Raw genomic sequence first — 24999 nt, forward strand, 5'->3', positions numbered from 1 at the left:
TCGTCTGGTTGCGCCCTGTTCCCAGCTTCACTCTACAAGAACCGAGCTTGTTCGGTGTGTCGGGTAAGGTTCGAGCGTCACCGCTCTCCCCTCCCCTAAGAACGCAGCATGAAACTTTCGCACTCACTGCGCTCAAGCCTTACTTCAAGCGAGTTAACTTGGATTTTGTGTGTACCTGCTTATGACACGCTTTGTGTAAATGCTGAAGGTTTTCTGCGTCGTCAAGTCCACCTTGAGCAACAGGTACAATGTGATGGGTTTCTATTTCTTCTCCATTGAGTAATGGTTCACCACAGATAGGACATTTCCAATTTTGGTTTTGAGCGATTTTATAATTCCGAGAGTTTTTCTCCCAGTAGCTCTTACCATATTTTTGGTGGCGTTTTTCCCAATATTCTTTGAGAGAGGGGTCATCCGGTGACGCTTCCCCTTTAACCTTTACATGGCGCTCGATGGGTGTGTACGCTATCGGGTATAGGATTAAATACTTTTGTTTCCCTTGGCGGTCGCTAATTATGGTAGCGAACGTCCATTGATTGCCATTTATGGTTTTAAAGTAACGTTTGCGAACCCATTTTTTGTTTTTGTTGGGGTGTCTACGCTTTGCCCAACACCAAAGATATCTCCATAATCTTGAGGAGATGTAACTAAAGGTTTCTTTGCTGACTACTCCTTTGTAGAAGTTGGCAAAACCTCGGAGAATCGGATTGAGTCTTTTAATGACTAACTCTTGCTCACACCCATTGATTGCTTTAATTTCTTTCCCAATTCGTTTACAAAAGTCTAAGACTTTCTTCTTCGAGGGTTTGATGAGCAATTTACCATTGTAATGGCGATGGTTGAAGCCGAGGAAGTCGAAACCATCTTCCATTGACGTGATTAATGTCTTCTCCGCGCTGAGATTCAAACCTCTTTCTGACAACCATTGCTGAATCTGGATTTGGGCGTTTTCGAGACTTTCCTCATCTCTAGCAGTGACGATAAAATCATCAGCGTATCTAACCACGCCAAGTTTGGGATTGGTAGCTTTAATAAATGTTTCTAAGCCATGCAATCCAATATTGGCAAGGAGCGGGGAACAAACCCCTACTTGTGGCGTGCCTGTCTTTGTCAGGTTATATTTCCCTTCAAAGATAAATCCAGCTTTTAACCATCCTTTGATTAGGTTTCTTTTTGGAAAGTTTCCTAACTGTTTAAGGATAGATTCATGGGCAATGTTATCGAAGAATCCTTGAATATCTGCTTCTAGAACCCAAGTGTCTCTGTCACCTTTGACTCTTATAAAGTTTTGGGCGATAGCATCTTGACAGCTTCTTCCACATCTGAAGCCATAGGAATTTGCTTCAAATACAGCTTCCCATTCTGGTTCTAGTGAATTAACTATTATTGCCTGTTCGATTCTGTCACGCACAGTTGGGATTCCGAGCGGTCGTTTCTTACCGTTGGCTTTAGGTATCATCACCCGTTTAGTAGGGTTTTGATTACCGCCATTCCAGTGGTTTACCAGATTCACTCGCTGCTCTGGGGTATTGATAATTTCTTTATCAATTCCTGCCGTTGCTTTACCAAGATTTGTTTGAGTGATTTTCCGAACAGATAACAATAAGTTAGCGTAGTTTCTTTGCATCAACTTTTGGAGGCTTCTTAGCTTCCGCCAGTTTCCAAGTTTTCTTGCGAGAAAGATTCGTTGACGCAGATTCTTAACCGCTTTGTTGATTTTGCGCCAATTAACTTGACTCCAATCTAAGAGTGGTTTTCTTAGTCCGTTTGTTGTACATGTGTACGACATCTAACTTATCTAGGAATTAGGTTTCTTTGTGTAGTTTCTTTCTCATAAGACCAAAGAGAAGTCTGCTATTGCTTTCGCTCAGAGGCAAATTTTGAACCTCTATCTGATTTATTACAAGTCAGCTTTCGCTTTTTCTCTCATCCTTTACCCACCAGAGGTTTCTGCTTTCCTTACGGTCGGCTTACTATGGTTTTCGACCTGACCATAGACTCTGTTGGGCTTACCCTGTTGTGTTATTTAGTGTTGTGTTCTCTGTTAGATGCTGTCTACTTCTGCGGTAGGATTTATACTCACACATCTTAGGGACTGCCCATCGCTAAGACTGCCTACATACCTTTTGGTCAGAGCCTTTCAGCCTTTTGGCTCTTTTCCCTGTCACGCAGTTTAATTAACAGTTCACTTTCGTTCATCATAAGAGAACTCCCCTTAGCCTCAGAACCACATTAGGCTAGTAGCAATGAGTACATTTGTGGTTTGCATTCCGGTTGTTTCGTTACCTACTTGACCGTAACCAATCTCCATTAAAGAGACTTTTTACATAGGGGTAGAGGGTGTGAGTCCTCTAGAGGAGGAGGCTCCTCGGACTAAACGACCATTTCAGGTCGCGCGGGCAGATAAGGAGTCAATTCTGAGTCTGAATGGCAAGACTTTCACTTGCATCTGACCGAGAGTTCAGCCTTTAATGACAGTAATCTGCTGTCAGGCTGGTTTAGTTATGTGATTCACTAAACAACGAATCGCACGTAATGCTCTGGCCCAAGAATTAGGCAGCCCTGTCAATTGAGCTATCTCTTTACTAGATGCTTTCTTTCCTCGGTTCTGAAGCTCTGTTGCAGCTCTGAATAATTCATCTGCTACCAATGGTGTAATAAACTCTTGTCCCATCCCACCTGATAGCTCTCGGATGTAGATGTAACCAGACGGAGCAGAATCAGGAAGAGAATGATAGCAATAAAGGCTACCATCGTCATTCAACTTACAACTGCCTGTGCTATTTCCACAAACAGCACAAGGATTTTTTTTGCTGGAATACTTGCCTTTTTTCGGAGTTCCTGGCATGAGTTTAGGCTCTTGAATATGGCAACTTTAGCTAGCTAAAGCATAGTTGTTGTAATGAAATTGGCTTTATTTGGAATTTATCGCTATTTTTTAGACTTCTAAAGGTATTTTCGACGATTGAGTCGCTTGTAAAAGATGATGACAAATCCAATCCACCAAAGTCATTCCTGATGCTCTGGCTGCGTCCTCAAACATTGTTTGTAAGTGTGATGGCAATGTGAGAGTGAAACACGAGTTCTTCGGTATAGATTGACAACCATCAGAGTCACTCCACCGATATCGCCATGCAAGGCATTCTTCGCCTCTTGTTTGAGCATCTTTCTCGAGAAAGCTCAACAAACCAAATTTATAGCAATAGAAGGTGTGGTTATCCTTTACCTGTTCTTTACTGCAAAATTGACAATTCCAACAACTACGTTGAGGGTCATCTGTTTGTCTGGCGCTCTGGGTTGGATGTGCTTTGATCAGCTTGGTTGCTGCATCTACACTTTGCTCGTTCAAGGCTTTTCGTAAATCTAAAGCTGATTTGTCATTGCCTTGTTGGAGAAGCTGATCTATTGCTGTGACTACCTTTTTAGCCTTGGAATAGTTACGACCACTACCTAAACCCACAAGCTTTGCTACTTTATCGCGGGTTTGCCCTGGAGACGATACAGGAAAATTTTCCACAAGCGTTGTTTGTACACTCCTGCCTAATTTTTTATTAGTAGTAGCTGCTGCAATCTGTTGTCGTTGCTTCGCTTTCGCTTTTTCGATTCGTTCCCAAGCAATGGCTTCACGCACTTTTTGTTCGTTCGTCTTTTTGCGGTCAGCATTTTCCAACAATAGCGCTTCTATTTCAGCTTCTTGATTAGGAAATTCTCTTACTTCCACTGGAATGTTATTCCAACCCAATAACAGTGCAGCTTGCCAATAAGGATGTCCGTTAACGATGGTGAGGATACACCAAAAACCGGAACTGTCCTGGTTTAGCTTCCCCCCGAACGAGTGCAGGAATTGAAGTTGCGATCGCCCCAAATAACTAAGCAGCTAGCGCGAATTGCAACTCATTGAATAACGCAAAAGACAGATAAAATCTATCCGTCTTCAATAAGCGTGCGTATCCTTTCAGCAATTGCGATCGACCCACCGTTTGCCAAATGCTTAGGCGCAGCCCGCCGTAGGCATCGCTCGTAACAGAAATTTTCAGCCGACAAACTAATCTAAAAATAGAACGCCACAGAGAAATCATGCCGCAAAGAAAAACCGAATTTGATGTGTCTCGCTACATTCCAAGGAAGAACGAAACTCTATCCGAAGAACTGCTAAGGCTAGCTATGTTATTTCGTTTGGTGAAGCCGTTGAATGTAGATAAAGCAACAAAAAAAATGATCATGACAAACCCAGAGTTGCTACCGCAGTATCTCAACCAACAACACGGCGATGACATTGCCGTTTAGAACTTTTACTTCCTTTACAAATTTTTTGTACAAACCCTTCTTGGTTTCATCTGGCATGACCTCAAGGAACTCATCATCACCGAAGGTGTCTATTAATTCTTTTTGCAAACTTGCCCCAACAAAAGCGAATTGAATGTTTTGTTGCTGAAGTTGCTGAATCTTGACTACTGTTCGGTCGATTGCTTCTTCAATGATCGAATCTCTGGGAAGTTTTCGCAGTACCTCAAGACGGGATTTAAGCTCGATAATTTCCGGGGTATCTTCGTTCGATGGCTGGCTGCTGACAACATAGTCCCTGAGTTTGATCGCTCTTGTTGTTAGGGCAGCGTCAACGGCATCGACAACCTTTCTCAGTGAAACTGCGGTTCTATTGCTACAAGCAGTTTCGCCGTAAACCCTGCGACGTTTGCATCGCAATCCCATCGATCTCTTAGCATCATGGACATAACATTTCCCTCCGCAGGAACCGCAGATAATTTGCCCAGACAATAAACGCTCGCCAATATCTGTTTGTGTGGCACCCTCAAAGTTCTTACCCCACAGGCGTTGATTTTCTCTAAGCCGAGTTTCAATCTGTTGGTAAACTTCTTCTGAGATCAAAGGCTGATGGGTATTTTCTCGAATATCCCATTTTTCGGGGTTAACGCGATTAAATTTTACGTTATACCTAGTGTGACCTCGCAGCACTGGGTTCAACAACCAAGAGCGTAGCCCTGGAGGGGAAAACTGAATATTGAATTCTTTTATAAAGTGTTGAATAGTGTTTCGCAGCGAAGTTTTTTTAGATAAAAAATATTGAATAATTTCGTGGGCTATTGCCCAATTAGTTTTTCCACTGGGCTGATGTATAGTCAAATCGGGAACATATTTCCCGTCAACTCTAGCGAACCCGAACGGTGGCTGATAAGCTTTGTTTTGTTCGCGAAAATGCTCTAATCCGTGGTTTACTCTGCTCTGTAACAACCGAGATTCAAACTCGGCTAGTCCTGCCATTTGATTTAGGGAAAACCATCCAAATGGGCTTGACGCATCTTCTACGGGGGCATCTAAGATGATAAGTTTGATATTCAACTTTTCGAGTAGTGCTATTGTTTTAGCGATGGTCATCACAGACCTAGCCAGTCTATCGATTCGAGTGATAACGATTTCTTTTATTTGTCCTTCGCGGCACATCGCGAGCATTTTGTTGAAGTTTTTCCGGCTGTCGCTTCGCCCAGATTCGATGTCAGAAAAAATCAAGCTACAGCCAGCTTTTTCAATTCTGGCGGTCTGCTGAGTCAGCGCGTCGCTCTGTTCAAATTTCGATACTCTAACGTAACCGACCCGCATAAAGCTCTAAAACTCAATGTCAGAGCAGTTTAGCACAAAATGTCCGATGTTAGTTCATCTAGTGAGGGGAATGTCCATAGAAACAGCATCACTGTGCCGTGCATGGTGAACATACCGTTGTAGACGGTGCGGTCGATGAGGTCTGATTCGGGGGTAATTAGTTCGCCCCGAATTATCATTGCAAAGATACCGCCAACAAGAAAGAAGATAAATGAGGTAACGAGGTACTGGATACCAATAACTTTATGGTCAGTGCTAAAGCTAAAGTATCGCTTCCAGTCTCCTGGGGATTCGTGGTGAGGCTGTCCACTAGGGATACTGATGCCTTCAATCGGAATATTTGTCATCGGTTAATTTCCTTTCAACCAGGATAGTTGACTAGTGGCGCTGACCCAGGTGCTACAGTAGCCCAACCAGTTTTAACTGACTGACTAGCAGCTTGGGCATACTCATAAGCTGCTTGATTTTCTGCGGGTGCAAGTTTGTGGGTTGCAGCTTGAGCTAGCCATTTGTGATAATCTTCGGGAGATTCGACTACCACATCTGCGTGCATGGTTGCAAAGTATGTGCCGCTATATTGAGAATCGGTGAGTTGATATTTACCAGGGCGAATGGGAGTGAATTCAAAGTCAATATTGTGGTTGGGAATGATGTCTTGCTTCAGCCGGAATGCCGGAACATAGAAGCCGTGGAGGACATCTTCTGATTGCAAATTCAAACGCACACGGCGATCGCTTGGCAGGTGTAGTTCGCTACTGGTAACATCTGTTTCTGGGTAGTGGAAGACCCATGCCCATTGTTTGGCAACCACATCAATGTTTTCTACAGGTGCAGCTAAAGCGTTAACTGGCGAGTCTTTTGGTGCTGCATAAGCTGATTCCATTCCCATCGGATTATGCAAGTGAACCAGTTCCATCGGGCCTTGAATGCCCATTTTTTCATAGATTTGGTAGCTGTATCCTGCAATCCAAAATACTAGCAGGATGGGGATTGCTGTCCAGACAACTTCTAGGGTGATATTACCCTCGATAGCTGGGCCATCGCTCAAATCATCCTTAACTGCGCGATGGAAAATTATAGAATACATGAGAGTGCTAGTCACTCCCAAAAAGATAAACGCACCTAGCGTTACTAAGAAGCTGATCAAATCATCAATGAGGACAGATTCAGCCGCCGCTTGTGGAGGAAGCCAGGTATAAGCCTGTTTACCTACCCAGATACTAGTAACAGTCACGGCGATCGCGCCTGTTATCAGTGTCAAAATATTTAAAGTCTTCTGGAGTTTCATGGTCAATAGTCATTGGTCATTGGTCAATAGTCATTGGTCATTAGTCATTGGTTATTGTTGGTCACAAATGACAAAGGACAAATGACAATTAACTAGTTACTTAAGCACTGTGTTGAGGTCTTGGCCTAATCGCAACAAACTATCTGCTGTATTGTGAACACCAAATTCGGCAGCTAGTTGTGCGCCCAAGGTGCCGTGGAGGTACAAGATAAACATGACTACCACACCTGTTAGCAGATAGCGCCATTGCACTTGTTTCTCGTCCTCTTTGCGAGTAACAAAGCGCTGGTATCCTCTCCAGACAGTCATGCCGATAATGATTGCTAGTAACAACACACCACCGACACCATGCCAAAGCATCGTATCTATTGCTTGCAATCCCCAAGCACTTTTCACATCGGCTGGTGGCTGTGCCAACATCATTTCGTAAAAGCCAGCTGCTACTGTGAAAAAGGTAATGGCGGATGCAGCTACCATGTTGTACCAGCCAACATCAAAGAAGTTGGTACGTTCAACAGAAATCGCTAAAAATTTAAAGACCCATTTTTGAAAGGGAAACAGCGCCCCAACGAAATCAAAGGTAATCCCAATGATAAATAAACCTAGGGTGAGATGGACTAAGTTGGGATGAACCGGAATGCTGTAAGGTAACCCATTTGGACCTAGTTGCCCACTTAATTGATTAATGAGTTCTGAGTTCATGGCAACATACCGTCTCTGAGTGCTTCAACAACTGGTACTGTATGCAGCCCATATACCCAAACCAGTTCATCTCCGAGGTATACTTGCAAGCCAACTATTGCTGTCAAAATTAGTCCTGTACCTAGATAGTAAATTGATATTCTTTGTGGATCGCGGGCACGAATTACATAGCGCCAAGCTGTAACTGCTGCGATAATTCCTGACAGCGACCAGCCAATAAGTGTATGCGTATTCAGCACTGATTTGGCTGCTTCGTAAGGTTGTGCTAAACCTGCTTCAAATTGTCCAAAAATGATGGCAACAAAAATGGCAATTGTTGCAATAAACATATTCCACCAACTCACCTCAAATAGGCGGAAGTTGCGGGTAAAATAGCCAATTACATCGCAACAAAAGGCAAACAACACCATCGCAATAACGAAGTGAATAACGATGGGATGGATCGTATCGGGATACGGTAAATTGTGGTCATTCAAATTGGTCAGATACTCAAACACAGTATTCTCCTAGGCATATCTGCTTTACCTCAAACAAATTTCTCTGATTGATACCCAAGAGATTTCACCACAACTTCTCTAATATTACCGGAATATATAAATACATATATTTGGGGCGATATCCGGTTGTTTAAATAATAGGTTCGTGGTAGAGAAGTTGAGTGCTTGAGTTCAATCTTTAGTGAAGGTTTTTAGTCTCGATTCATTGCTTCATGCTGACATTGTGAGATAACGACTCTTAATGTTGACCAAAGAAAATCGCCGTTTTCTCTTTGATTTATTAAACCTATCTTTTAGCTTAAGGATTTTTTTAGTAGTTGTCAAAAGAGTCAAAATAAAAAATTTGGGAGTAGTTTTTTTATCAAAAAAGCGTTTTTTGATATGTATCGAGGTTAGCAGCTTTAAAAAACTTAAATGTAACAAGCATGATTTTGGTTAATTTGCTTACATTTTAATATTATTGATTTGTTATTTAAAGTACGAAATAGCTAATTTTTAGGTACTTATCTAAATTAATTCGTTGCAATACAAAATAAGTATATTTTGATTATCACTAGAGCAAAATCCATCAAAGTGATGATTAGTCAAATAAATGCTTTTAATATTCATAGTTATCTGTAGAGCAATAATATATCCTGCAATAGGATTATTTAGCAATAAATAAATTAATAGAAATTACCTGCGGAATTTCTATTAATCACAGGTGCATAAGTGAGACTAGTCGGGATTTTAAGCACAACCGTTGCTTTTATCAGCAGAATTTTGTCTTTACAAAATTAAATAATTTCGCGGATCGTGAGAGGGTGTACCGTAAACATCTTCGTTAAGGTTGAGTACTGATAGCCAGCACTTTTCTCAGTGGTAGTTCAAAATTGCTGTTTTGAATTATATGCAGTGGTACTAGTATCATTATGGACAAGTTCTAAAATTTACGATGAAAATCTATGGATTGGCTACCCTTATGTGATCCATCTCAATTGGGTGATTTTTTATTCGCCCAAACTCCCACTCCTTCTCCAACTTCTTTACCTATACCTACCCCTGCGAAAACTCTAGACATTGAACTATGCCTATGGGGATAAAGTTATATAACGGGGAAGTAAGAAATAGTATGAAGTAGGGTGTGTTATGCCGCAGGCTAACGCACCTTGAATTGCTACAATTTAATTATTTTAATAATACCGATTTAATCAAATATGGTGTATTATCGATGGTGCTAAAGGGTGGGGAAAACTGGCACATACATATATTATTCTCACTTTTTATAAGGCTTGTTAGCTTGAGGGCGTTCCATATTTTTCGGTCTTTCTAAGGCTTTGAAAGGTTTTATATCGGTTGCACTACCTTGTACATTGGGAACCCCAACTTTCCGGTAATAGCGCATTAAACGTTTAGCCCAACCTAAGATTTGAATCATTAATAAGGCATCATGTTTATAAGGCTGTAGGTATTGACAAGCTTCTGCTATGCTTTCGTAGTACTCGACAGTCTTATTGCTATGACTTATGTATTCACCGTTTTTAACTAAAATGCTGAGATATTTAAAGAATTTCGAGCCTGCTTTTGGCTGTTCACTATTAACTCGCAAATAAGCGATCGCTTTATCTAATTCGTTTACATCTGTCTTATCTAATACTAGCGATTGAGCAATTTTGTGGGCTACGTCCCAATGTGCATCCTGTAAGTTTTCTGGGATTTCCATTAGTACATCCCCTCTGGTGCTTGACGATTGGTAGGATATTTCAACACCTCACTCAATTGTCGCAATTGTTCTGGTTGTACAAGTTTTGTTTCATGGGCTTGTTTGATTGCATCTCGTTTAAATATTGCTAATTCTTCTCCAGTTAATTGATTTGCTTCCGGCTGAAAAGATAAATAACGATCGCAAATATTAGTAGGTTGTTCAATTGCTGTAACTTCTACAGTCATAGTTCCCATTCCTATAGGTTTACCACTACCTACTTTTAAGGCAATAGGATGTTTTGGCGTATCTTGACCTAGTACTATTAATAAGGTTCCGATTTCGGCTGAAGATAAGTTCATAAAATACAGGTCAGTTGTGAATGTGTACTGAATACCTGCTTGTTGAGTCTCGATTCCGCGATTTCCGCTATCAATTGCCTGTAATGCATGGTAATAAAACTTGCGTCCGCGAACTTTACCATAATTACTAAAATACTCAGAATTGAGTTGCTTTTGCTTTGTTATTTGGTTAAATGGTTCAGGTTGAGGCTGATACAATGATGGGATAAATTTCACCCTAAATTTAGTTGTTTCACAGATAGCATCTGTAAAGCGAATTAACCCTTGCCAATTCATTGCACCAAAAACTTGGCAAGCTGGACAGACCTTATTATTTGACTGATTAATTTGACATTCTTGATAGTTATCGGGAATCCAATTTTGTTTTTTAGCCTGTGATGTTACCTTACACAAACAACTTTGGGTAATAGCTTCATAAGCAGACCGTACCACGCCTTTAAAAGAACTTCCCGGAATAATTAAGCGCCTGTCTCTTCGTACCGCAGTTTTAATTAAGTTGGGGCTATTTTTATTTAAACCAAGTACATCGATACCCAGTGCGATCGCACCTGATGCTACAACGGTATTAGTTTGCACTGTTAACCGCAAAGACATTTTCCCACTCAAACGGTCTTGGCGAAAGCGGTCTTGTCCGGCTGGGCGTTGGCGGTTTGGTGGTTGGCTAGGGAGAGAAACTAACTTATAAGGTTTGGGGCTAATTGCTTGCTGTGAAGGATTAGAGGGAGTGCGTGTCATAGCTACTTTGGTATGGTAAGGGCTACAAAATGTACTGTTGCAGTACAGGAATCTCGAAAATAGCGTTGGGCAATTTTAACTTCGTCAGAGGCAAATTCTTGAGGAAAGCGAGAGTCTGTAGAAGAATACTGATGGGCGTTTCGATCTAAAGCTTCCCAATTTTCACCAATGGGTTCAAATCCCGGCTCAAGTTTTAGGGTGGTGAGGAGTAGCACTTTGTATAATTCACCCTGTTTTTTCCAACGCAGTTCTAAGTGATGATTGAATAATTGCCCTTCTGGACTGGGGAACTGTTGTGATGGATGCTTGATTAAGCGATCGCGAATATCCTCCAATAACTTCATTTCAGAACGCCGTCGCCAAAAACCGCTGACTCGGTTTGTCCAACGCAGAAAGTAGTAACTCGTTGGGGTAGAAAGTCTGTCCAAAAGTGTAATTAAGTCTGCGGCGGATTGCTGATGAACGCCTACGAAGCACATGCTGCCCCTCCCTGGCGCAAAAGTTCACTCCAAGCACGAACAGCCCTCATAAATAAATCTTTCACGCCTGTCTCGTCATCACCTAACCAACAAAGTTGTACGCCAAAACCAAGAGCCATTTCGTCAGCAGTAATTGGGGTTGTTTGCTCATCTGGAATGGTGAATTCATAAGGATTTGCACCTTCTGCTCTCAAAAACTCGCCAGCACCTAATAGGGAGGTATGCGGCCAAGATTGCTGAGTACCAAACTGGTGTATGCGTCCATCTTGCAGTTCACAGCCAGGATACTGAATTGTAGCTGAGTGATATTGCACTTTCACTGAACCCAAACCGCGAGATTTAGCAAAGCCAATTGCAAACCAACCATCATTTAAATCGCGCAATACTAAACCTATTAAGCCTAACTGTGCTAAAGAGAAGTTTTTTAAGTGAATTTTGGTGCGGAATTCGCCAGCTGTGCAAACTTGGTAGTCGAAAGGGCCAACGGCGACAGAGCCAAAAACCCTGTCTATGGCGACTCCATTACGTTCTTCAATCTTTAACGGTTGGGATTTTTCGGGATAAGCGTCTTCAATTCTCAAGCGGCTGGCGATCGCAATACTACCGAATATTTGATCTGTAAAAGAAGATTGTTGATAAATTTCTGGAGCAGTTAACTTTTTATCGTTCAGATATTCATATTCATCTTTTTTCAAAGGATTACTAGCCCAAAGCTTTGCACCATTTTGGCTATCACTACCCACTGTTCTCACAATCCGTTCTGCATGAGCGCGGATTGCACCTTTGAGAGAACTACCAGGAAGATAAATAGAACGTCCGCCAGCATGGTAGGTTTCTACAAACTCCATTTGGGGTTTTGTAGGGTCTGCTCCTTCTTTACCGGATTTGATCAGAATTGGGCCATCAGGAATCAAACTGAGTTCAATAATGCAATGATTAACTAATCGTTGGTGCATGAAGAAATTGTATTGAGATAAATCTAAAATATTAAGCAGCTATCAAAGTTTTTAGCTGCAATTCACATTGTTGAAAAACATAATTGATGGCGGCGAAAAGGTTATTTAGCTCCTGAATAGAGTAATAGGTAATATTTCTCGTAAACGTTTCTGACTCTAGTTTTCCAAATTGCCATGTTACTCCATTAGAAACAATCCCAAATATCACTATTTGGAACTCTCCATTAAGTCTTTGAGCAGCAATCATTTCTGCCAGACATTGTGCCCAGCCAGTTTCAAAATTATCTTGCTTTGCTTCTACTAAAATGAAATATGGTTTGTCAAATACTACTTTTCCTAAAGGTGATTTCTTTGCTAAAATGTACTCAGGAAAACCAGATAATTTCTCATCATAATTTAATGATTGATAACTCCAGAGAATAAACTTACTACGGTAGAGTTTCCAAACTTCTTTAAGGACTGGGTAAATTAGATTTTCACAGATAGCGAACTCTGAGTTATCAACCACGCCATCCCGCATCATAATTTCTAAGTCTTCGCGGAAGTAATCAGAAATATTAAAAGCAGTTTCACCAATAAAATTTGCTTCTGTATAGATAACCTGAAATGCTTTGAGGACTTCACCAATAGTTTTATAATTATTGAACGCCATATTGACCTCCTCAAGGAATTTGTTCTGTTGCGGTGGTGGAACGCTTAGTAATATTTTCTCTTAAATGATCAATGAGTGCTTTTGTCCAATTCTACTTATGTGCTTTTAACTGTTCTTGGCTGCACAGATAATGATTGTTTTCTCCATTGACTAACCTTTGTAGGTAATCTAACAATTGTTCTGGTTTGTTATCTGCATATTCAAACCACCACATATTTTCAATATCGAGTTTAACAACACCCAAACCACGCGATCGCCCACCACCTAGAGGTATTTGTTCTGTCTCAAATTGGTGTAACCCAATCATCAATAAACCTAATTCCCGAGGTTTAGCATTCTCTACAACAGCGCGGAATTCAAAAGGTGTACCCGCAGGGACGACTTGGAAATCATATAACTTCCCATCGCCTGCTGTTTCAGTATCGCGTTCAATTGCCACGCCATCTCTTTCTTGATACTGTCCAAACCAGCTATCAGGTAGTACTGTTAAATCTCGTACTTGGAATTTACTGGCTAGCCAAGGAGAACCAAATAAAAAAGAAACTAAATCAGTATGTTCGACAATAAATTTATGTAATTGTTCTTCTTTTGCCTGATTTGTAAGATTCTTGATGCTGTTTTTAAAATCTGACATTATATCAGGAGGAATTGACCATTCAGACTCCAAAGCTGGATTTGCTGCTAATTTTGGATCGATTCCCCGTAAGGAACTTTCCAGACGCGATCACAAGGCTCCTTTAAAGCTTGCGCCAGGTATTAAAGGTCTACCCAAAGCATCTTTAATAACGGGTAAATCTGCGCCAATTGGCTCAGTAGAACGTCCAGCGCTAATTCTTAAAGCCGTAACAGTTGTGAGTGTTCCTGTTATTTCTAGGCGATTTGTAAAAACATCAAACATAGTTATTCTTTGGTACGGGGTGCAACGATTGCTTCGTTTTTTGACTCTCGAATAGAATTAAGATATTTTAAGTGTCGAGAACCATAACCTAAATAACGACGAATTAATTCTATCCAAATAGGTTTGTAATCTACACCAGGTAATTCCTTAGCGATTATTTGAGCTTTTGGTTTCAAATTGTGATCGATGTCGCGTAAAATTTGCGCTGCTAGAGAATTTTGTGTTGTTCCCCACTTGTTATCACGTCCTACTTGATAGCAAAGGAAATTTTTAATTACTTCAGCACTATCTGTTGTATCAGCGACTCTTACTAAGTTACGAAACTGAGCTTCTTCAAGTTTGTCTTTCCCAGAAGTTGGATATTCACAAGTATCTAATGCGGTTTTGATAGCAGTTACTAAATCATCTTCTGCATAGCGAATTCCTTGTTGAATTTTTAAAGCGATTTGTGGGTCTAATAACTGACTCATACTGCATTCTCCCGAAATACTTGATGAAATTCGTTACAAACTTGCACCTGACCAAAACCTTCGCAAGTGCGATCGCCTATTCCGCACCTCTCCAATTTTGCTAATGCTTCTAGCCAAAGCGCTGGCTGAGTGGTGCTAAATAAATAAACTGCGCCTTGATTTGTCACTAGTTCTACATCCTTCATCAAACCCCAAGCTGCATTCCAGCCAGAACGGTAATCATAGCTGCTGTATGCTACATGGAGTTCTATGTTCTCATCGATTCCTGCAAATTCTTTGAGCATATCTTCAGAAATCACTGTTGTTCTTCGCCAGTCTTCAGTAAGAATTGCATCTGATTGTAGGTCAAGAGTAAAATAAGTTTTATTTTTTAAGGGGTTATTTTCGAGTTCGGCAAATGCTTCTATCCAATCTTGCCAACGATTTTTAATTGCTTGATTAAAGTTATCAATTCGATGAGAAATATTATCTATATTTTGACCATTCTTCGCTGTAATTTCTACCTTCCCTAATCCTCTAGAAATAGAACCACCAAGGCGAAAAATTTGAAAATTGTGATTTATAAATTCAATTAATTTATCCGCTAAAATATCATTTTCCACTACAACATAACTGCGGTAAACAAAATCCTCCCATTCTACGACGCTAGATTTAGTATTTTTAGGAAAGGACTCATTAAGCACTGCGATACTGTTAAGAATATCTTCGGCGGCGGTGGCACGGCGGCGATTGATTCCGACGCGGGTAAGAAAGCGACTGCTGGCGCTATGGCTGTAATATTTACCGTTTTCTTGACTGTAAAAACTACTGTAAGTTTCTACTCGTGCATCTGTCTTTTCTTTTAATGCTTCAAGACTGCTAGGATCGTAGGGTTGATGATATTGTTTTGACCAAAACCAATCAATTAAAGTATCAAATACACCGTGTTTAGGTTTAAATCCTGGATTAGTTTTGGAACTGACTGCGGTAGCGGGTAAAACTTTGATGTCGTGAGTGACAAACTTATACTCATCACCATCTTTGGCAATAGCAGGATAGGCATTTTGAAAAATAGCAGGATTATCGCCTAAAAATAAAGTCTGAAATTCGCCACCATTTTGTTCTAAATTAGCGAACTGTTGACCGGATTGTTGAAGAATTTGAGATGCGATCGCACCTCGTAAAACTGCACCTGGTATATATTTTTCTACTTCATTAACAGAGCCTCCGGGTTTTTGCGTACCCAATGCCAAAGGCGATCGCACTTTTATATTTAATTCAATACGCTTCATAAATTTGCCTTCTTTGCCTTTAAGCCTAACCAAGCTGCATCAGTTGCAGACATTTGTGGCAAATCTTTCCATGTCAGCCAACCCAAACCAGCAGATTTACTCCCTCCCAAGGCGTGAATATGATGTAACGCCGCCAATATCAGCGGTTTGGTATATTCAGGACAACTAGGTTGCAGCAGAATCGCACCCTCAAACTCTAGTTGAGCATTTGCAGGAGAAGTTTCCAGCAAGTATAATTTTCTTTCTTCAGCAGTGCGACGTGTACGGTTGATGGTAACACCAGTCCGCAGAACTTCCGGCAATTCTTCTTCTGGAACTTTGCAGATCAGATCGTCAACAATCACCCGCGATGGCAAAATCGGATCGCCAAATATTTGAGAAACCAAACAGTGATATCCTCGGTAACCTTCGACTGTATAGTCTTTCCGTAAATGACTCCAAACCTGATTTTCTGTAGGACAAAGTGCTTCCGCCGCCGGAGATTCAAAGATTTGCCAACCTAAACCCCTAGTCAGCTTTTCACACTCATGGCGTAGTCTCCCCTTAACTTGAGAAGCCGGAATTAGGAGTTGTTTTTGAGCATTCCGCACAATTGGCTTATCTGCTAACGATCCAGAAGAACCGCCTGCACCCACACATAAAGCTGTATCAATTACAGCCGTTAAGCGTATCGTTTCTGGCTGAACTTGAGAAAGCCTATCTAGGTGAATCATGCACCTACTCTCCTTTCAGCCGTTTGTGTTGAGTTATTCCCTTTTTGATCGTCGTCTTTTTCTTCAGCAATAAAGGGATATAAATCTACCATTTCTCGCCAAATTGTTGAGTAAGTTGGTTTTCTCAAAAAACGTAAAACTAAATACTGCAATTTAAATAGTTCTTGAGGAAAAGTTTCAAAAAAGAGTAACAACTTCAGATTGTTGTAAAAACAGTCTCTATCAGGCATCCAAGGTGCTAAATAGCCATCATTGGTTAAAGCTTTAGTCCAAGACTCTTCAAATTTCTGTTGCAGATCAGATTGTCCTTGCTTTAGTCGAACTCGGAAGTAACGATAATTGAGAATGGCTGTATTTTTCCCTCGTTCTAAGAGACTGCGAACTTGGTAAAGTTGCGATCGCGGAAATTCTGCTTTTTTAAGTGCTTTAACTGTCTCTAATAATCCCCCTAGTTCGTGCAGAGTGTAGGGTGAAGCATAAAGTTTGAGTTTGGGTTGTCCTGTTTTAGCTTTGGTTAATCCCTGTGTGCGGAATTCTTCGATGTTTGAGGAAATCATTGTTACCGCTTTCATCACCAAAAAGTCAACAGTCCCACCATAGTAGTTATAATCCCGCTTTAAATCTTTGGCTCGTTTCTTAGCAGACTTGAGTAATTGAGTAGTAAGTTTTTCTGCGTAATAAATCGGGGTATTTTCTGCTGTAATCAGCAACCCAGTTGACATACTCAACTTACATTGGTTTGATTCGGGTAGTTGTTTCTGGTAACGATGCACCAACTTGGGATTGTAAGGCTTGTCTACAAGTGTTTCTAATTGATAGTGATCGCCTTTTTCTAAAAGCAACTTTTCAAACTCTTCACCAATAGTTTTAGCTACAGCCAGTGCTTTATCCGCTGGCACAATCAGCAACACATCATCTCCGCCAATCGTGATAATTTCAAAAGGATGAATCCAGCGTCCATTGCGGTTTTCGTTGTCTGGCTCGGTAAGATTTTTGAGTTGGTGCGGTCGTAAATCTTCCAGTGCTTTGTATACAGACAATTCTGTAGCGTCAAAAATATCTTTGCTAAATTCTCTATATTGTTGTGGCGTTTTGATTTGCTTGCGGATGTAGCCACCCATATTGTTACCATCGGCGTAGATGTAGGCAACAAAACCCGGAGGATTGCTAGCGTTACCAATTTCTCTGAGCGATCGCGCTTCTTCTGTTATCTCATGTTGAGGTACATCTTGATAGTAGTCGTTAGCGTTCCCTGATTTCTTCAAGAATTTTTCAAACTTGAAAACCCAGCTAAGAACTTTACCCGATTTCCAGAGTTTCTTGATCTCACCAGACTGTAAACCAAAGTCAGAACTGTTATACCATCCTTGACCCTGGGAACCCTCGCGCTTGGTTCTTTGACCAACAATATGTTTACGCGCTAAAGCATCAGAAAACCAAGGTTCACGAGGTAAACCCTTAGCCGAAGCTACCCCAGAACGGCGATCGCTTTCATCTCGTTGTATATAAGGATGGGTTTCAAACATTGGTGGATAGCAACGGCTGGGACGCTGAACACCAGATAAATCATTACCATTGCGGCGTTGGGTGAAGAGGTTAGCTAGTTTCCCCACCAGTTCACTAAAGTTTTTGCGATCGCGAAATTTTTCTTCTGGATCAGTTACATCAGGTTGGTCAAAATAAGCCTGAATAATGGGATTTTCTTGTTTTTTGAGGTATTCCTCCAACCATAAAGTCTTTTCAATCGGGTTTTGCAGCAGTCCAAAGCGCAGTTCTAGCAATCTGAAAGTATCGCCAACAGCACAAGAATTTGCAGTTAAGGTTTCATAGGTGTAGCGTTTTTCAATCGCATTCGCCAACTTGTGAACAAACGCCGCCGGACAGAATGCCAGAATACTGCCACCTGTAGAATAAATAATGAGTTCTGGAATTAAAGCTTTTCGTAAATCTGCAAACTGATTCTCGTCTAGCCAGCGTTCAATAGAAATTGACTTCGTACCTTCACCAAAAAACGCAGGTAAATCAACCAAATTAATGCGGTCTAATAAAGCTGATGCACCACGAATATCAGGAAGTTTGGCTGCTTCAAAGATATATTGTTTAATTTTGGTTGCGCCACCATACACTAAGCCAATTGGTGTTTGGTCTTGCCAAAGGTCAAGGTAATCTTTGTGTAACTTTTGTAGCGTTTGCGGAAAGTATGTCTCAGGTATTTCGTAGAGTCGCCGTGCCTGTTCAACAAAAGATTTTAGCTGTGCTGGTTCATCTTGTCCCATGCTGATAGCCTGTCGCATTTGATGCAACTGGCTGAGTTCATCAGCATCAAGCTGTTGTTTGTCACCCCAGGCCAGACACCAGGCGATCGCAGTGATAATTCGCTTACGAGAGTCGTTCATGATGGCATTGAATTAATGCAGATAGTAGCCCGCAGATAAGCTGAGGTGACAGATGATATCTTGAAATACTGAAATACTTACACGTTCTAATAATTACTATCCGTAAACTCAAAAAAAAGCAAGATACTGGTTTTACATCTCTACTTAAATTTGAGCCTCACACTACAACAAAATCAGGATATTAACGCTTTTATCAGTTAATTTGTCACTTTTTAATTCTTCACAATCGCTGAGGTTGACTAGCTGAGATAATTTAGCTAAGTTATCTCTGTTGCAAAATTTGAGCTAATTCTTTAAGTGGTTTCTCTATAGTTCAAAAATCAGAACCTTGAAAACTCAATAAATACAGTAGTTTTCTTGGGTAGGTTTCCATACTACCTAAGAATGAAAAATGCATTGTGCGGCCGATTCGGCAAATTGCTGAAAAGCTCATTCTTTCGTGGAATCGTCCGTTACCTTATCCTGTAAGGCTTTCAGAGATTTTTGCTTTCTATTTTTATGGCTGGAGAGAGACAAAATTACTATCCGTCGCAAACCGCCTCTAGAATTCATACAGGCCAAGGCTTCTAAATCGAGGGGTTACGCTTACACTTCCCCCGCAAGGGGATGGAAATTTAACTCTAATTGGCACTCGCAGAATAAAACATAGGAATTTAGTTACGCTTACACTTCCCCCGCAAGGGGATGGAAACGCGCCTCGCCGTTCACCGCCACCGCGTCGCCGCGCTCGAAGTCGAGTTACGCTTACACTTCCCCCGCAAGGGGATGGAAACAAAGATTGCTCACAGGCCGCGATGAATGATTCCTTCTGGCTGTTCAAGTTACACTTATACTTCCCCCGTAAGGGGATGGAAACGTCTCACGGCAAGTGATGCAGCCAAGGTTATTCATCCTGCACTTACTTTTTCCCCGCAAGGGGATGAATGAGCCTATGAGTTACACGGCTATAAATTATTTAATAATCTCTTTCAGCAACAAAAATAAATCAGCAAATAAGCTCATATTTAGTTAAACTACCTGTTTTAGGAGGAATTAGAAGGGCATCAACAATTCAATCAGCAAACAGCACGCTGTATTGAATCAACAGAAAATAAAACAGTATGGCATACGAGGTAGAATATACAGACGAGTTCGAGCAGTGGTGGCTAACACTTGATGCAAAAACGCAAGTCTCGATTGATGCAGCTGTCACCTTACTTACAGAAAAGGGGACTAACCTTCCCTTTCCTTACAGTTCTGGTGTAAAAGGTTCTCGATACCAACACATGCGAGAACTTCGAGTACAACATCAAGGAAACCCATATCGCATTTTGTATGCTTTCGATCCTCGTAGAGTTGCGATACTCCTTTTAGGAGGTAACAAAGTGGGTAATGATCGCTGGTATGAGGAAAATGTACCAAAAGCAGATCAGCTCTATGATGAATTATTAAAAGAGCTTCAAGATGAAGGATTAATATGAAAACAAAGCCTTTTAGCGAATTGCGAAAAAGAATGACACCAGAGCAAAGGGCGGAGAGCGACACTCGTGCTAAACTTGCGCTACTTCATATTACCTTGATGGAACTACAAGAATCATTGGGGCTTTCACAAGATGATTTAGAAAAAGACCTCAACGCTATTGGTTCTAGTATGTCTGAGTTGGAAAATCAAGAAGATATTCAAGTTGCAACGCTCTCTCGTTATATTAAAGCTCTTGGCGGCACCCTAAAACTAGTAGCGCAATTCCCTGATGAGGAGAAGGAAATTGTTCTGGCTCAATTTGAGTAAACCTAATGAGCATTACTAATACTAGCTACAGCTTGGCTTTTTCAACCAGTCAAGCTAATTTTTATACAAAAATAGCTCAATAAATACGGTTGAGTTAAGCATAAGTCTTCCATCTCTCTTCCCCGCAAGGGGATGAAAAAATCTTTAGAGCAGAATTAAGAATTGAAGCGATTTCACTTCACTACTGGCAATTATGGTATTGAGTCAGAACGATATGATGAATATACATAAATTCCCAGCAAATTATCTTTAACTGAACCAGGAATTGACAATTTAACTATGACTCAACAACCGATACAAGTGATTGGAGGTGGACTAGCTGGAACAGAAGCAGCTTGGCAAATAGCGCAGGCTGGAGTGCCGGTAATTTTGCACGAAATGCGTCCAAATCGCTTTAGCCCTGCCCATCATACAGAACATCTGGCAGAATTAGTTTGTAGTAATTCCTTTGGCGCAATGGCGAGTGATCGCGCTACTGGATTATTGCACGAAGAACTCAGGCAGCTTAATTCTATTGTGATTGCCAAAGCCGATGAACACGCCGTTCCGGCTGGTGGGGCCTTAGCTGTAGACAGAGGACAATTTAGCCAAGAGTTAACAGAAACTCTATCTCACCATCCGTTAGTTGAATTCCGCCGAGGTGAAGTACCAGCGATTCCTGAAGGCATAGTGGTTTTGGCGACTGGGCCCTTAACCAGTCCTGACTTAGCAGAAGATATCCGCCGCTTAACAGGGATGGAATACCTGAGCTTTTTCGATGCTGCTAGCCCCATCGTTGTAGGAGAATCGATTAACCGCGATATTGCTTTTATGGCGTCCCGCTATGACAAAGGCGAAGCGGCTTATCTCAACTGTCCTATGAATAAGGAGCAATACCTGCACTTCTGGGAAGAACTCCGCAAAGCTGAACAAACAGAACTGAAAGATTTTGAACGAGAAACAGCAAAATTTTTTGAAGCTTGTTTACCCATTGAAGAACAAGCACTGCGGGGGGAAGATACGATGCGCTATGGCCCTCTCAAGCCAGTAGGGTTGTCTGATAGTCGCACCGGGGAGCGTTGTTACGCGGTTGTGCAGTTGCGCCAAGAAGATAAAGCTGGTCAACTGTGGAATATGGTAGGGTTTCAAACTAATTTGCGTTGGGGTGAACAAAAGCGAGTATTTCGGTTAATTCCCGGTTTGGAAAATGCCGAATTTGTGCGGTTGGGAGTGATGCACCGCAACACTTTTATCAATGCTCCCCAACTCATGCATCCAACTCTGCAATTTAAACAGCGTCCTAACTTACTAGCTGCTGGACAATTGATTGGGACTGAAGGCTACACCGCAGCAGCTGCGGGTGGCTGCTTGGCGGGAATTAATGCTGCACGAATAGCTTTAGGGAAAGAGGCTCTAACTTTACCACCTACAACAATGATGGGAGCACTGTTTGAGTTTATCAGTTCCGCTTCGCCCAAGCACTTCCAACCAATGCCGCCTAACTTTGGTATTTTCCCCGAATTAGGTGTGAAAATCAAAAATAAACAAGAGCGTTATGGCCGTTACCGCGATCGCTCTTTGGCTGATTTGACAAATTGGAAAGTGAATCAGTTATGACTTATCTAGTTTGCTATTGTGTTGCTCTGGGATAGTCGCTAACCCATGTATACCCAATCCTGTAATTACTCCTCCGATTAATCCCCAAGTCCCATCAGCAAATACATTGATGCGATGGGCTAAAGTCCGATGATAGGCATAATCTAACTGTCTATCATTGGCTTTTTCATCTTTTGCTAGCTTTTCTATGTAATTCTCAGCTTTTCCCAATGCGTCATAATCCAAAATAAACCAATATAGCGATATACCCACCACCGCTAAACCAGGAATAACTAAAGTAATTAAAAGAATTGCTTTGCGTCTATTCATATAATTAATAATTCGTAATTCGGAATTCGTAATTAATTCTCAAGAGGTTTCCGATCTCCATAAATAAATTCATGGAGCATATAAATCAATACGGTTCAGATAAGAATATTTAACCGCCGATGTACGCCGATAAACGCCGATAAATCAATATATTCAATCCGTGTTTTTTGTATAAGTCTCATTAACTGAACCGTATTGTCATATAAATAATAATTAGTAATTTGTAATTGTACCTCTTAACTACAAATTAGGAATTAACAATTACGAATTATAGTGACATCGCTGGGATGTGTGTGTTAAAACTTTGCTGACAAAGTTGATACATCGCGCATTTGAGTAGGTGAGCCGGATTTTGCAACTAATCCTCATGGTGTTTGGTTGGAACGATCGCTTTTGGCAATCTCACACCATGAGAGCGCCATTTTTTGCAAAACAGAGATTTTGCTGGTGGAATTTTGCAATTAGCTGGGTTCTTTGTATTATTTTTTTTCTATTTATCCCAGCATTACCAGTACAGGCGGCTACTACCCCATCAATTGATACTCTCAAGCAGCAGCAGCAACAAGTTAAGCAGCAGCGTCAGAATGTAGTTAAAGAACGCGATCGCTTAACCAATCTGCAAACAGCAGCCGAAACTCGCCTGACTGGAATTAAGCAAAATCTCCAAACTACTGATAGCCACATTCAACATAGTGAATTGCAATTGAAACTAGCGGCTGAACGCCTCCAGCAGTTAGAGGCTGCTTTAGCAGTAGCGGAACGTTCCTATGAAGAACGCCAGGTAGCGACTGTTGCCAGGTTGCGCTTCCTTCAGCGATCGCCTACAAGTCTAGACTGGGGAGTTTTGCTGCAAAGCGAAAATATCAGCGATTTTATCAGCCGCCGTCATCAGTTAAAGTTAGTCTACCAAGCAGACCAGCAAATTTTAATCAAACTCAATCAACAAGCGAACTCGATTATTAAACAAAAAACCGCAGTAGAACAGCAAAAAAACGAAATTGCTTTGATTCGGGAGCAATTACTGGCGCAAAAAGCTGATTATCAATTGCAAGCGCAGTCGCAATCAGAATTGATTCAACGCCTCAATAGCGATCGCTTGGCTTTAGAAGCTGCACAAAACCAGTTAGAGCAAGATTCTAAAAACCTAGAAGTCCTGATTCAACAAAAGGTAGCAGAGGCGCAGGCGAAAACTAACAGCAACAGTAAAAGCGTCATCATTCGTGGGACTGGGATGTTTGCATTTCCTAGTGATGCAGCTACTAGCAGTCCTTTTGGTTGGCGGATACACCCCATTCTTGGCTATCGTCGCTTTCATGCCGGACTCGATTTTGCTGCTAGCTATGGTAGTACAATTCGAGCAGCGGATTCGGGAACAGTAATTTTTGCTGGCTGGTATGGCGGTTATGGTAAAGCAGTAATTATCGACCACGGGGGCGGTATTACTACACTTTACGGTCATACCAGTGAATTGTACGTTTCTGAAGGACAAGGTGTGCAACGCGGACAAGCGATCGCGGCTGTGGGTTCCTCTGGTTTATCTACCGGGCCTCACCTCCATTTTGAAGTACGTCATGATGGTACACCTGTAGACCCCGCCAATTATCTTTAACCTAGAAGGGTGTTCTGAGCGATCGCCAACTAGACTGCAAATTCCATCACACACGTGTTATAATGCAAAAGATTAAGGGCGCGTGGCTCAGTGGATAGAGCAACAGATTCCGGTTCTGTGGGTCGGGGGTTCAAATCCCTCCGCGCTCGTTTGTACATTAACTAATTATTTGTCCGCGTTGACAAATTGTGTATCATATTCTGCGCGGCAAGATGGACGCTTCGGACTTCGATGTACGGGCGCATCTGTTGGGGGGAATTCCTAAAGTAGAGTTAGAGGTTAAATCTTCCCTATTAGCTGCGCATGGGTTTGATGCAACTAGGATTTTTGTGGAGCGCAATTAATTATGACAGCTTTAACTTTACAATTACCTCCTAATCTGCAATTTACTGATGAGGAATTTGCACAAATTGTAGCTGTGAATAAAGAATTACGGCTAGAGTTAACTGCTGAACGGGAATTAATTATCATGGCACCTACTGGGGGAGAAACGGGAAACCGTAATTTTGAACTCTATCTTGATTTAGGAGTTTGGAACAGACAAAATAAACTCGGAAAAGCTTTCGATTCTTCTACTGGGTTTAAACTGCCAAATGGTGCAACTCGTTCACCTGATGCTTCTTGGGTAAGGATAGAAAGATGGGATGCTCTTACCCCAGAACAAAGAAAGAAATTTCTCCCTTTGTGTCCTGATTTTGCAGTGGAATTAGTTTCTGAAACTGATGATGTGGAAGATACTAAAGCTAAGATGCAAGAATATTTAGCAAATGGCTTACAACTCGGTTGGTTAATTAATCATAAAGATAAACAAGTAATAATTTATCGCTCCAATCAAGTACCAGAACTTTTACAATCTCCCACAAATTTATCTGGTGAGGATGTTCTCCCTGGTTTTGTTTTAAATTTACAGCAGATTTTTGCATAGCTAACTGATTATCTTAGTGGCTCTACCGTACTTGTTATGCTAAATTCATAGTCTTTAAGAGGGAACAGGTGAAGCA

23 protein-coding genes, 1 tRNA gene, 2 pseudogenes and 1 CRISPR repeat array are annotated in these 24999 nt (G+C 41.3%); of the genes and pseudogenes, 7 read left to right on the forward strand and 19 right to left on the reverse strand.

Going from position 1 to position 24999, the window contains the following annotated elements; all coding sequences use genetic code 11:
• Nucleotides 1–139: 139 nt before the first annotated feature.
• From ltrA to BV372_RS33830, 3 genes are all read right to left on the reverse strand, one after another.
• Nucleotides 140–1789: a group II intron reverse transcriptase/maturase gene (gene ltrA / locus BV372_RS33820; RefSeq protein WP_086691747.1), complete on the reverse strand. Its 1650-nt coding sequence runs from the start codon at nucleotides 1787–1789 to the stop codon at nucleotides 140–142.
• A 699-nt stretch (nucleotides 1790–2488) separates the two neighbouring features.
• Entirely contained in the window at nucleotides 2489–2848 is a 360-nt protein-coding gene (locus BV372_RS33825) for a hypothetical protein (RefSeq protein ID WP_086691749.1), read from the reverse strand.
• A 90-nt stretch (nucleotides 2849–2938) separates the two neighbouring features.
• Nucleotides 2939–3865 (reverse strand): hypothetical protein, encoded by a 927-nt coding sequence (locus tag BV372_RS33830; protein ID WP_143845485.1) that lies wholly within the window; start codon nucleotides 3863–3865, stop codon nucleotides 2939–2941.
• 212 nt (nucleotides 3866–4077) lie between these two features.
• On the opposite strand from BV372_RS33830, the gene BV372_RS35735 reads away from it, so the two are divergent.
• Nucleotides 4078–4287 carry a hypothetical protein gene (locus BV372_RS35735; RefSeq protein WP_143845487.1) on the forward strand — a complete coding sequence of 70 codons (210 nt, stop codon included), beginning with the start codon at nucleotides 4078–4080 and terminating at the stop codon, nucleotides 4285–4287.
• On the opposite strand, the gene xisF is transcribed toward BV372_RS35735, so the two are convergent.
• The 15 genes and pseudogenes from xisF to cas10 all read right to left on the reverse strand — a co-directional run bounded on the left by xisF (nucleotide 4240) and on the right by cas10 (nucleotide 18716).
• Entirely contained in the window at nucleotides 4240–5616 is a 1377-nt protein-coding gene (gene xisF / locus BV372_RS33840; RefSeq protein ID WP_086691756.1) for a fdxN element excision recombinase XisF, read from the reverse strand. The genes BV372_RS35735 and xisF overlap by 48 nt on opposite strands.
• A gap of 59 nt (nucleotides 5617–5675) precedes the next feature.
• Nucleotides 5676–5963 (reverse strand): annotated as a pseudogene (locus BV372_RS33845) (cbb3-type cytochrome c oxidase subunit I); the annotation flags it as partial.
• Nucleotides 5964–5977: 14 nt separating this feature from the next.
• Nucleotides 5978–6904 carry a cytochrome c oxidase subunit II gene (locus tag BV372_RS33850; RefSeq protein ID WP_086691758.1) on the reverse strand — a complete coding sequence of 309 codons (927 nt, stop codon included), beginning with the start codon at nucleotides 6902–6904 and terminating at the stop codon, nucleotides 5978–5980.
• Between the two features lie 96 nt (nucleotides 6905–7000).
• A complete protein-coding gene (locus tag BV372_RS33855; protein WP_086691760.1) occupies nucleotides 7001–7606 on the reverse strand; it encodes a DUF2231 domain-containing protein in 606 nt (201 codons plus the stop codon).
• Nucleotides 7603–8103, reverse strand: a complete 501-nt coding sequence (locus tag BV372_RS33860; RefSeq protein WP_086691762.1) for a DUF2231 domain-containing protein — start codon at nucleotides 8101–8103, stop codon at nucleotides 7603–7605. The genes BV372_RS33855 and BV372_RS33860 overlap by 4 nt, the downstream gene beginning before the upstream one ends.
• A gap of 1255 nt (nucleotides 8104–9358) precedes the next feature.
• Nucleotides 9359–9805 carry a hypothetical protein gene (locus BV372_RS33870; protein WP_086691765.1) on the reverse strand — a complete coding sequence of 149 codons (447 nt, stop codon included), beginning with the start codon at nucleotides 9803–9805 and terminating at the stop codon, nucleotides 9359–9361.
• Nucleotides 9805–10881, reverse strand: a complete 1077-nt coding sequence (locus BV372_RS33875; protein WP_086691767.1) for an RAMP superfamily CRISPR-associated protein — start codon at nucleotides 10879–10881, stop codon at nucleotides 9805–9807. Before BV372_RS33875 ends, BV372_RS33870 begins: the two co-directional genes overlap by 1 nt.
• 2 nt (nucleotides 10882–10883) lie before the next feature.
• On the reverse strand, nucleotides 10884–11360 hold the full coding sequence (locus tag BV372_RS33880) for a hypothetical protein (RefSeq protein WP_086691769.1): 477 nt from the start codon (nucleotides 11358–11360) through the stop codon (nucleotides 10884–10886).
• Nucleotides 11348–12316: an RAMP superfamily CRISPR-associated protein gene (locus BV372_RS33885; RefSeq protein WP_086691771.1), complete on the reverse strand. Its 969-nt coding sequence runs from the start codon at nucleotides 12314–12316 to the stop codon at nucleotides 11348–11350. The genes BV372_RS33880 and BV372_RS33885 overlap by 13 nt, the downstream gene beginning before the upstream one ends.
• Nucleotides 12317–12347: 31 nt before the next feature.
• The gene (locus BV372_RS33890) at nucleotides 12348–12968 is read right to left on the reverse strand and encodes a hypothetical protein (protein WP_086691773.1); all 621 of its coding nucleotides are present in this window, start codon (nucleotides 12966–12968) and stop codon (nucleotides 12348–12350) included.
• A gap of 10 nt (nucleotides 12969–12978) precedes the next feature.
• Nucleotides 12979–13866 (reverse strand): annotated as a pseudogene (gene csx7, locus BV372_RS33895) (CRISPR-associated RAMP protein Csx7).
• Nucleotides 13867–13868: 2 nt separating this feature from the next.
• A complete protein-coding gene (locus BV372_RS33900) occupies nucleotides 13869–14336 on the reverse strand; it encodes a hypothetical protein (protein ID WP_086691775.1) in 468 nt (155 codons plus the stop codon).
• A complete protein-coding gene (gene csx10 / locus BV372_RS33905; protein WP_086691776.1) occupies nucleotides 14333–15607 on the reverse strand; it encodes a CRISPR-associated RAMP protein Csx10 in 1275 nt (424 codons plus the stop codon). The genes BV372_RS33900 and csx10 overlap by 4 nt, the downstream gene beginning before the upstream one ends.
• Entirely contained in the window at nucleotides 15604–16320 is a 717-nt protein-coding gene (locus tag BV372_RS33910) for an RAMP superfamily CRISPR-associated protein (RefSeq protein ID WP_086691778.1), read from the reverse strand. The genes csx10 and BV372_RS33910 overlap by 4 nt, the downstream gene beginning before the upstream one ends.
• A complete protein-coding gene (gene cas10, locus BV372_RS33915) occupies nucleotides 16317–18716 on the reverse strand; it encodes a type III-B CRISPR-associated protein Cas10/Cmr2 (protein ID WP_086691780.1) in 2400 nt (799 codons plus the stop codon). The genes BV372_RS33910 and cas10 overlap by 4 nt, the downstream gene beginning before the upstream one ends.
• Before the next feature lie 578 nt (nucleotides 18717–19294).
• A CRISPR array of direct repeats spans nucleotides 19295–19571; the repeat unit is 35 nt; unit sequence GTTACGCTTACACTTCCCCCGCAAGGGGATGGAAA.
• 245 nt (nucleotides 19572–19816) lie between these two features.
• Here cas10 and BV372_RS33920 point away from each other — a divergent pair.
• The 3 genes from BV372_RS33920 (at nucleotide 19817) to trmFO (ending at nucleotide 22080) form a co-directional block, all read left to right on the forward strand.
• A complete protein-coding gene (locus BV372_RS33920) occupies nucleotides 19817–20176 on the forward strand; it encodes a type II toxin-antitoxin system RelE/ParE family toxin (protein WP_086691782.1) in 360 nt (119 codons plus the stop codon).
• Nucleotides 20173–20484, forward strand: a complete 312-nt coding sequence (locus BV372_RS33925; protein ID WP_086691783.1) for an XRE family transcriptional regulator — start codon at nucleotides 20173–20175, stop codon at nucleotides 20482–20484. Before BV372_RS33920 ends, BV372_RS33925 begins: the two co-directional genes overlap by 4 nt.
• Nucleotides 20485–20763: 279 nt before the next feature.
• Nucleotides 20764–22080, forward strand: a complete 1317-nt coding sequence (gene trmFO, locus BV372_RS33930; protein ID WP_086691785.1) for an FADH(2)-oxidizing methylenetetrahydrofolate--tRNA-(uracil(54)-C(5))-methyltransferase TrmFO — start codon at nucleotides 20764–20766, stop codon at nucleotides 22078–22080.
• Here trmFO and BV372_RS33935 read toward each other — a convergent pair.
• On the reverse strand, nucleotides 22075–22389 hold the full coding sequence (locus BV372_RS33935) for a hypothetical protein (RefSeq protein WP_086691787.1): 315 nt from the start codon (nucleotides 22387–22389) through the stop codon (nucleotides 22075–22077). The genes trmFO and BV372_RS33935 overlap by 6 nt on opposite strands.
• 409 nt (nucleotides 22390–22798) lie before the next feature.
• Here BV372_RS33935 and BV372_RS33940 point away from each other — a divergent pair, with 409 nt between their 5' ends.
• From BV372_RS33940 to BV372_RS33950, 3 genes are all read left to right on the forward strand, one after another.
• Nucleotides 22799–23998: a murein hydrolase activator EnvC gene (locus BV372_RS33940; RefSeq protein WP_086691791.1), complete on the forward strand. Its 1200-nt coding sequence runs from the start codon at nucleotides 22799–22801 to the stop codon at nucleotides 23996–23998.
• A gap of 76 nt (nucleotides 23999–24074) precedes the next feature.
• Nucleotides 24075–24147 (forward strand) — tRNA-Arg (locus tag BV372_RS33945).
• A gap of 197 nt (nucleotides 24148–24344) precedes the next feature.
• Nucleotides 24345–24923: a Uma2 family endonuclease gene (locus tag BV372_RS33950; protein WP_086691789.1), complete on the forward strand. Its 579-nt coding sequence runs from the start codon at nucleotides 24345–24347 to the stop codon at nucleotides 24921–24923.
• The last annotated feature ends 76 nt before the right edge of the window (nucleotides 24924–24999 follow it).

It is taken from the genome of Nostoc sp. T09 (genome assembly GCF_002154695.1).
Classification (GTDB): Bacteria; Cyanobacteriota; Cyanobacteriia; order Cyanobacteriales; family Nostocaceae; genus Aulosira.

What these genes read in the sequence shown, in the direction of transcription:
- BV372_RS33900 (WP_086691775.1), bottom strand. Translation starts at nt 14,336, where the DNA reads ATGAGTCAGTTATTAGACCCACAAATCGCTTTAAAAATTCAACAAGGA.
- trmFO (WP_086691785.1), top strand. Translation starts at nt 20,764, where the DNA reads ATGACTCAACAACCGATACAAGTGATTGGAGGTGGACTAGCTGGAACA.
- BV372_RS33885 (WP_086691771.1), bottom strand. Translation starts at nt 12,316, where the DNA reads ATGCACCAACGATTAGTTAATCATTGCATTATTGAACTCAGTTTGATT.
- xisF (WP_086691756.1), bottom strand. Translation starts at nt 5,616, where the DNA reads ATGCGGGTCGGTTACGTTAGAGTATCGAAATTTGAACAGAGCGACGCG.
- BV372_RS33950 (WP_086691789.1), top strand. Translation starts at nt 24,345, where the DNA reads ATGACAGCTTTAACTTTACAATTACCTCCTAATCTGCAATTTACTGAT.
- BV372_RS33855 (WP_086691760.1), bottom strand. Translation starts at nt 7,606, where the DNA reads ATGAACTCAGAACTCATTAATCAATTAAGTGGGCAACTAGGTCCAAAT.
- BV372_RS33880 (WP_086691769.1), bottom strand. Translation starts at nt 11,360, where the DNA reads ATGTGCTTCGTAGGCGTTCATCAGCAATCCGCCGCAGACTTAATTACA.
- BV372_RS33870 (WP_086691765.1), bottom strand. Translation starts at nt 9,805, where the DNA reads ATGGAAATCCCAGAAAACTTACAGGATGCACATTGGGACGTAGCCCAC.
- BV372_RS33825 (WP_086691749.1), bottom strand. Translation starts at nt 2,848, where the DNA reads ATGCCAGGAACTCCGAAAAAAGGCAAGTATTCCAGCAAAAAAAATCCT.
- BV372_RS33875 (WP_086691767.1), bottom strand. Translation starts at nt 10,881, where the DNA reads ATGACACGCACTCCCTCTAATCCTTCACAGCAAGCAATTAGCCCCAAA.
- BV372_RS33910 (WP_086691778.1), bottom strand. Translation starts at nt 16,320, where the DNA reads ATGATTCACCTAGATAGGCTTTCTCAAGTTCAGCCAGAAACGATACGC.
- csx10 (WP_086691776.1), bottom strand. Translation starts at nt 15,607, where the DNA reads ATGAAGCGTATTGAATTAAATATAAAAGTGCGATCGCCTTTGGCATTG.
- BV372_RS33890 (WP_086691773.1), bottom strand. Translation starts at nt 12,968, where the DNA reads ATGGCGTTCAATAATTATAAAACTATTGGTGAAGTCCTCAAAGCATTT.
- BV372_RS33920 (WP_086691782.1), top strand. Translation starts at nt 19,817, where the DNA reads ATGGCATACGAGGTAGAATATACAGACGAGTTCGAGCAGTGGTGGCTA.
- BV372_RS33925 (WP_086691783.1), top strand. Translation starts at nt 20,173, where the DNA reads ATGAAAACAAAGCCTTTTAGCGAATTGCGAAAAAGAATGACACCAGAG.
- BV372_RS33935 (WP_086691787.1), bottom strand. Translation starts at nt 22,389, where the DNA reads ATGAATAGACGCAAAGCAATTCTTTTAATTACTTTAGTTATTCCTGGT.
- BV372_RS35735 (WP_143845487.1), top strand. Translation starts at nt 4,078, where the DNA reads ATGCCGCAAAGAAAAACCGAATTTGATGTGTCTCGCTACATTCCAAGG.
- cas10 (WP_086691780.1), bottom strand. Translation starts at nt 18,716, where the DNA reads ATGAACGACTCTCGTAAGCGAATTATCACTGCGATCGCCTGGTGTCTG.
- BV372_RS33940 (WP_086691791.1), top strand. Translation starts at nt 22,799, where the DNA reads ATGAGAGCGCCATTTTTTGCAAAACAGAGATTTTGCTGGTGGAATTTT.
- BV372_RS33850 (WP_086691758.1), bottom strand. Translation starts at nt 6,904, where the DNA reads ATGAAACTCCAGAAGACTTTAAATATTTTGACACTGATAACAGGCGCG.
- ltrA (WP_086691747.1), bottom strand. Translation starts at nt 1,789, where the DNA reads ATGTCGTACACATGTACAACAAACGGACTAAGAAAACCACTCTTAGAT.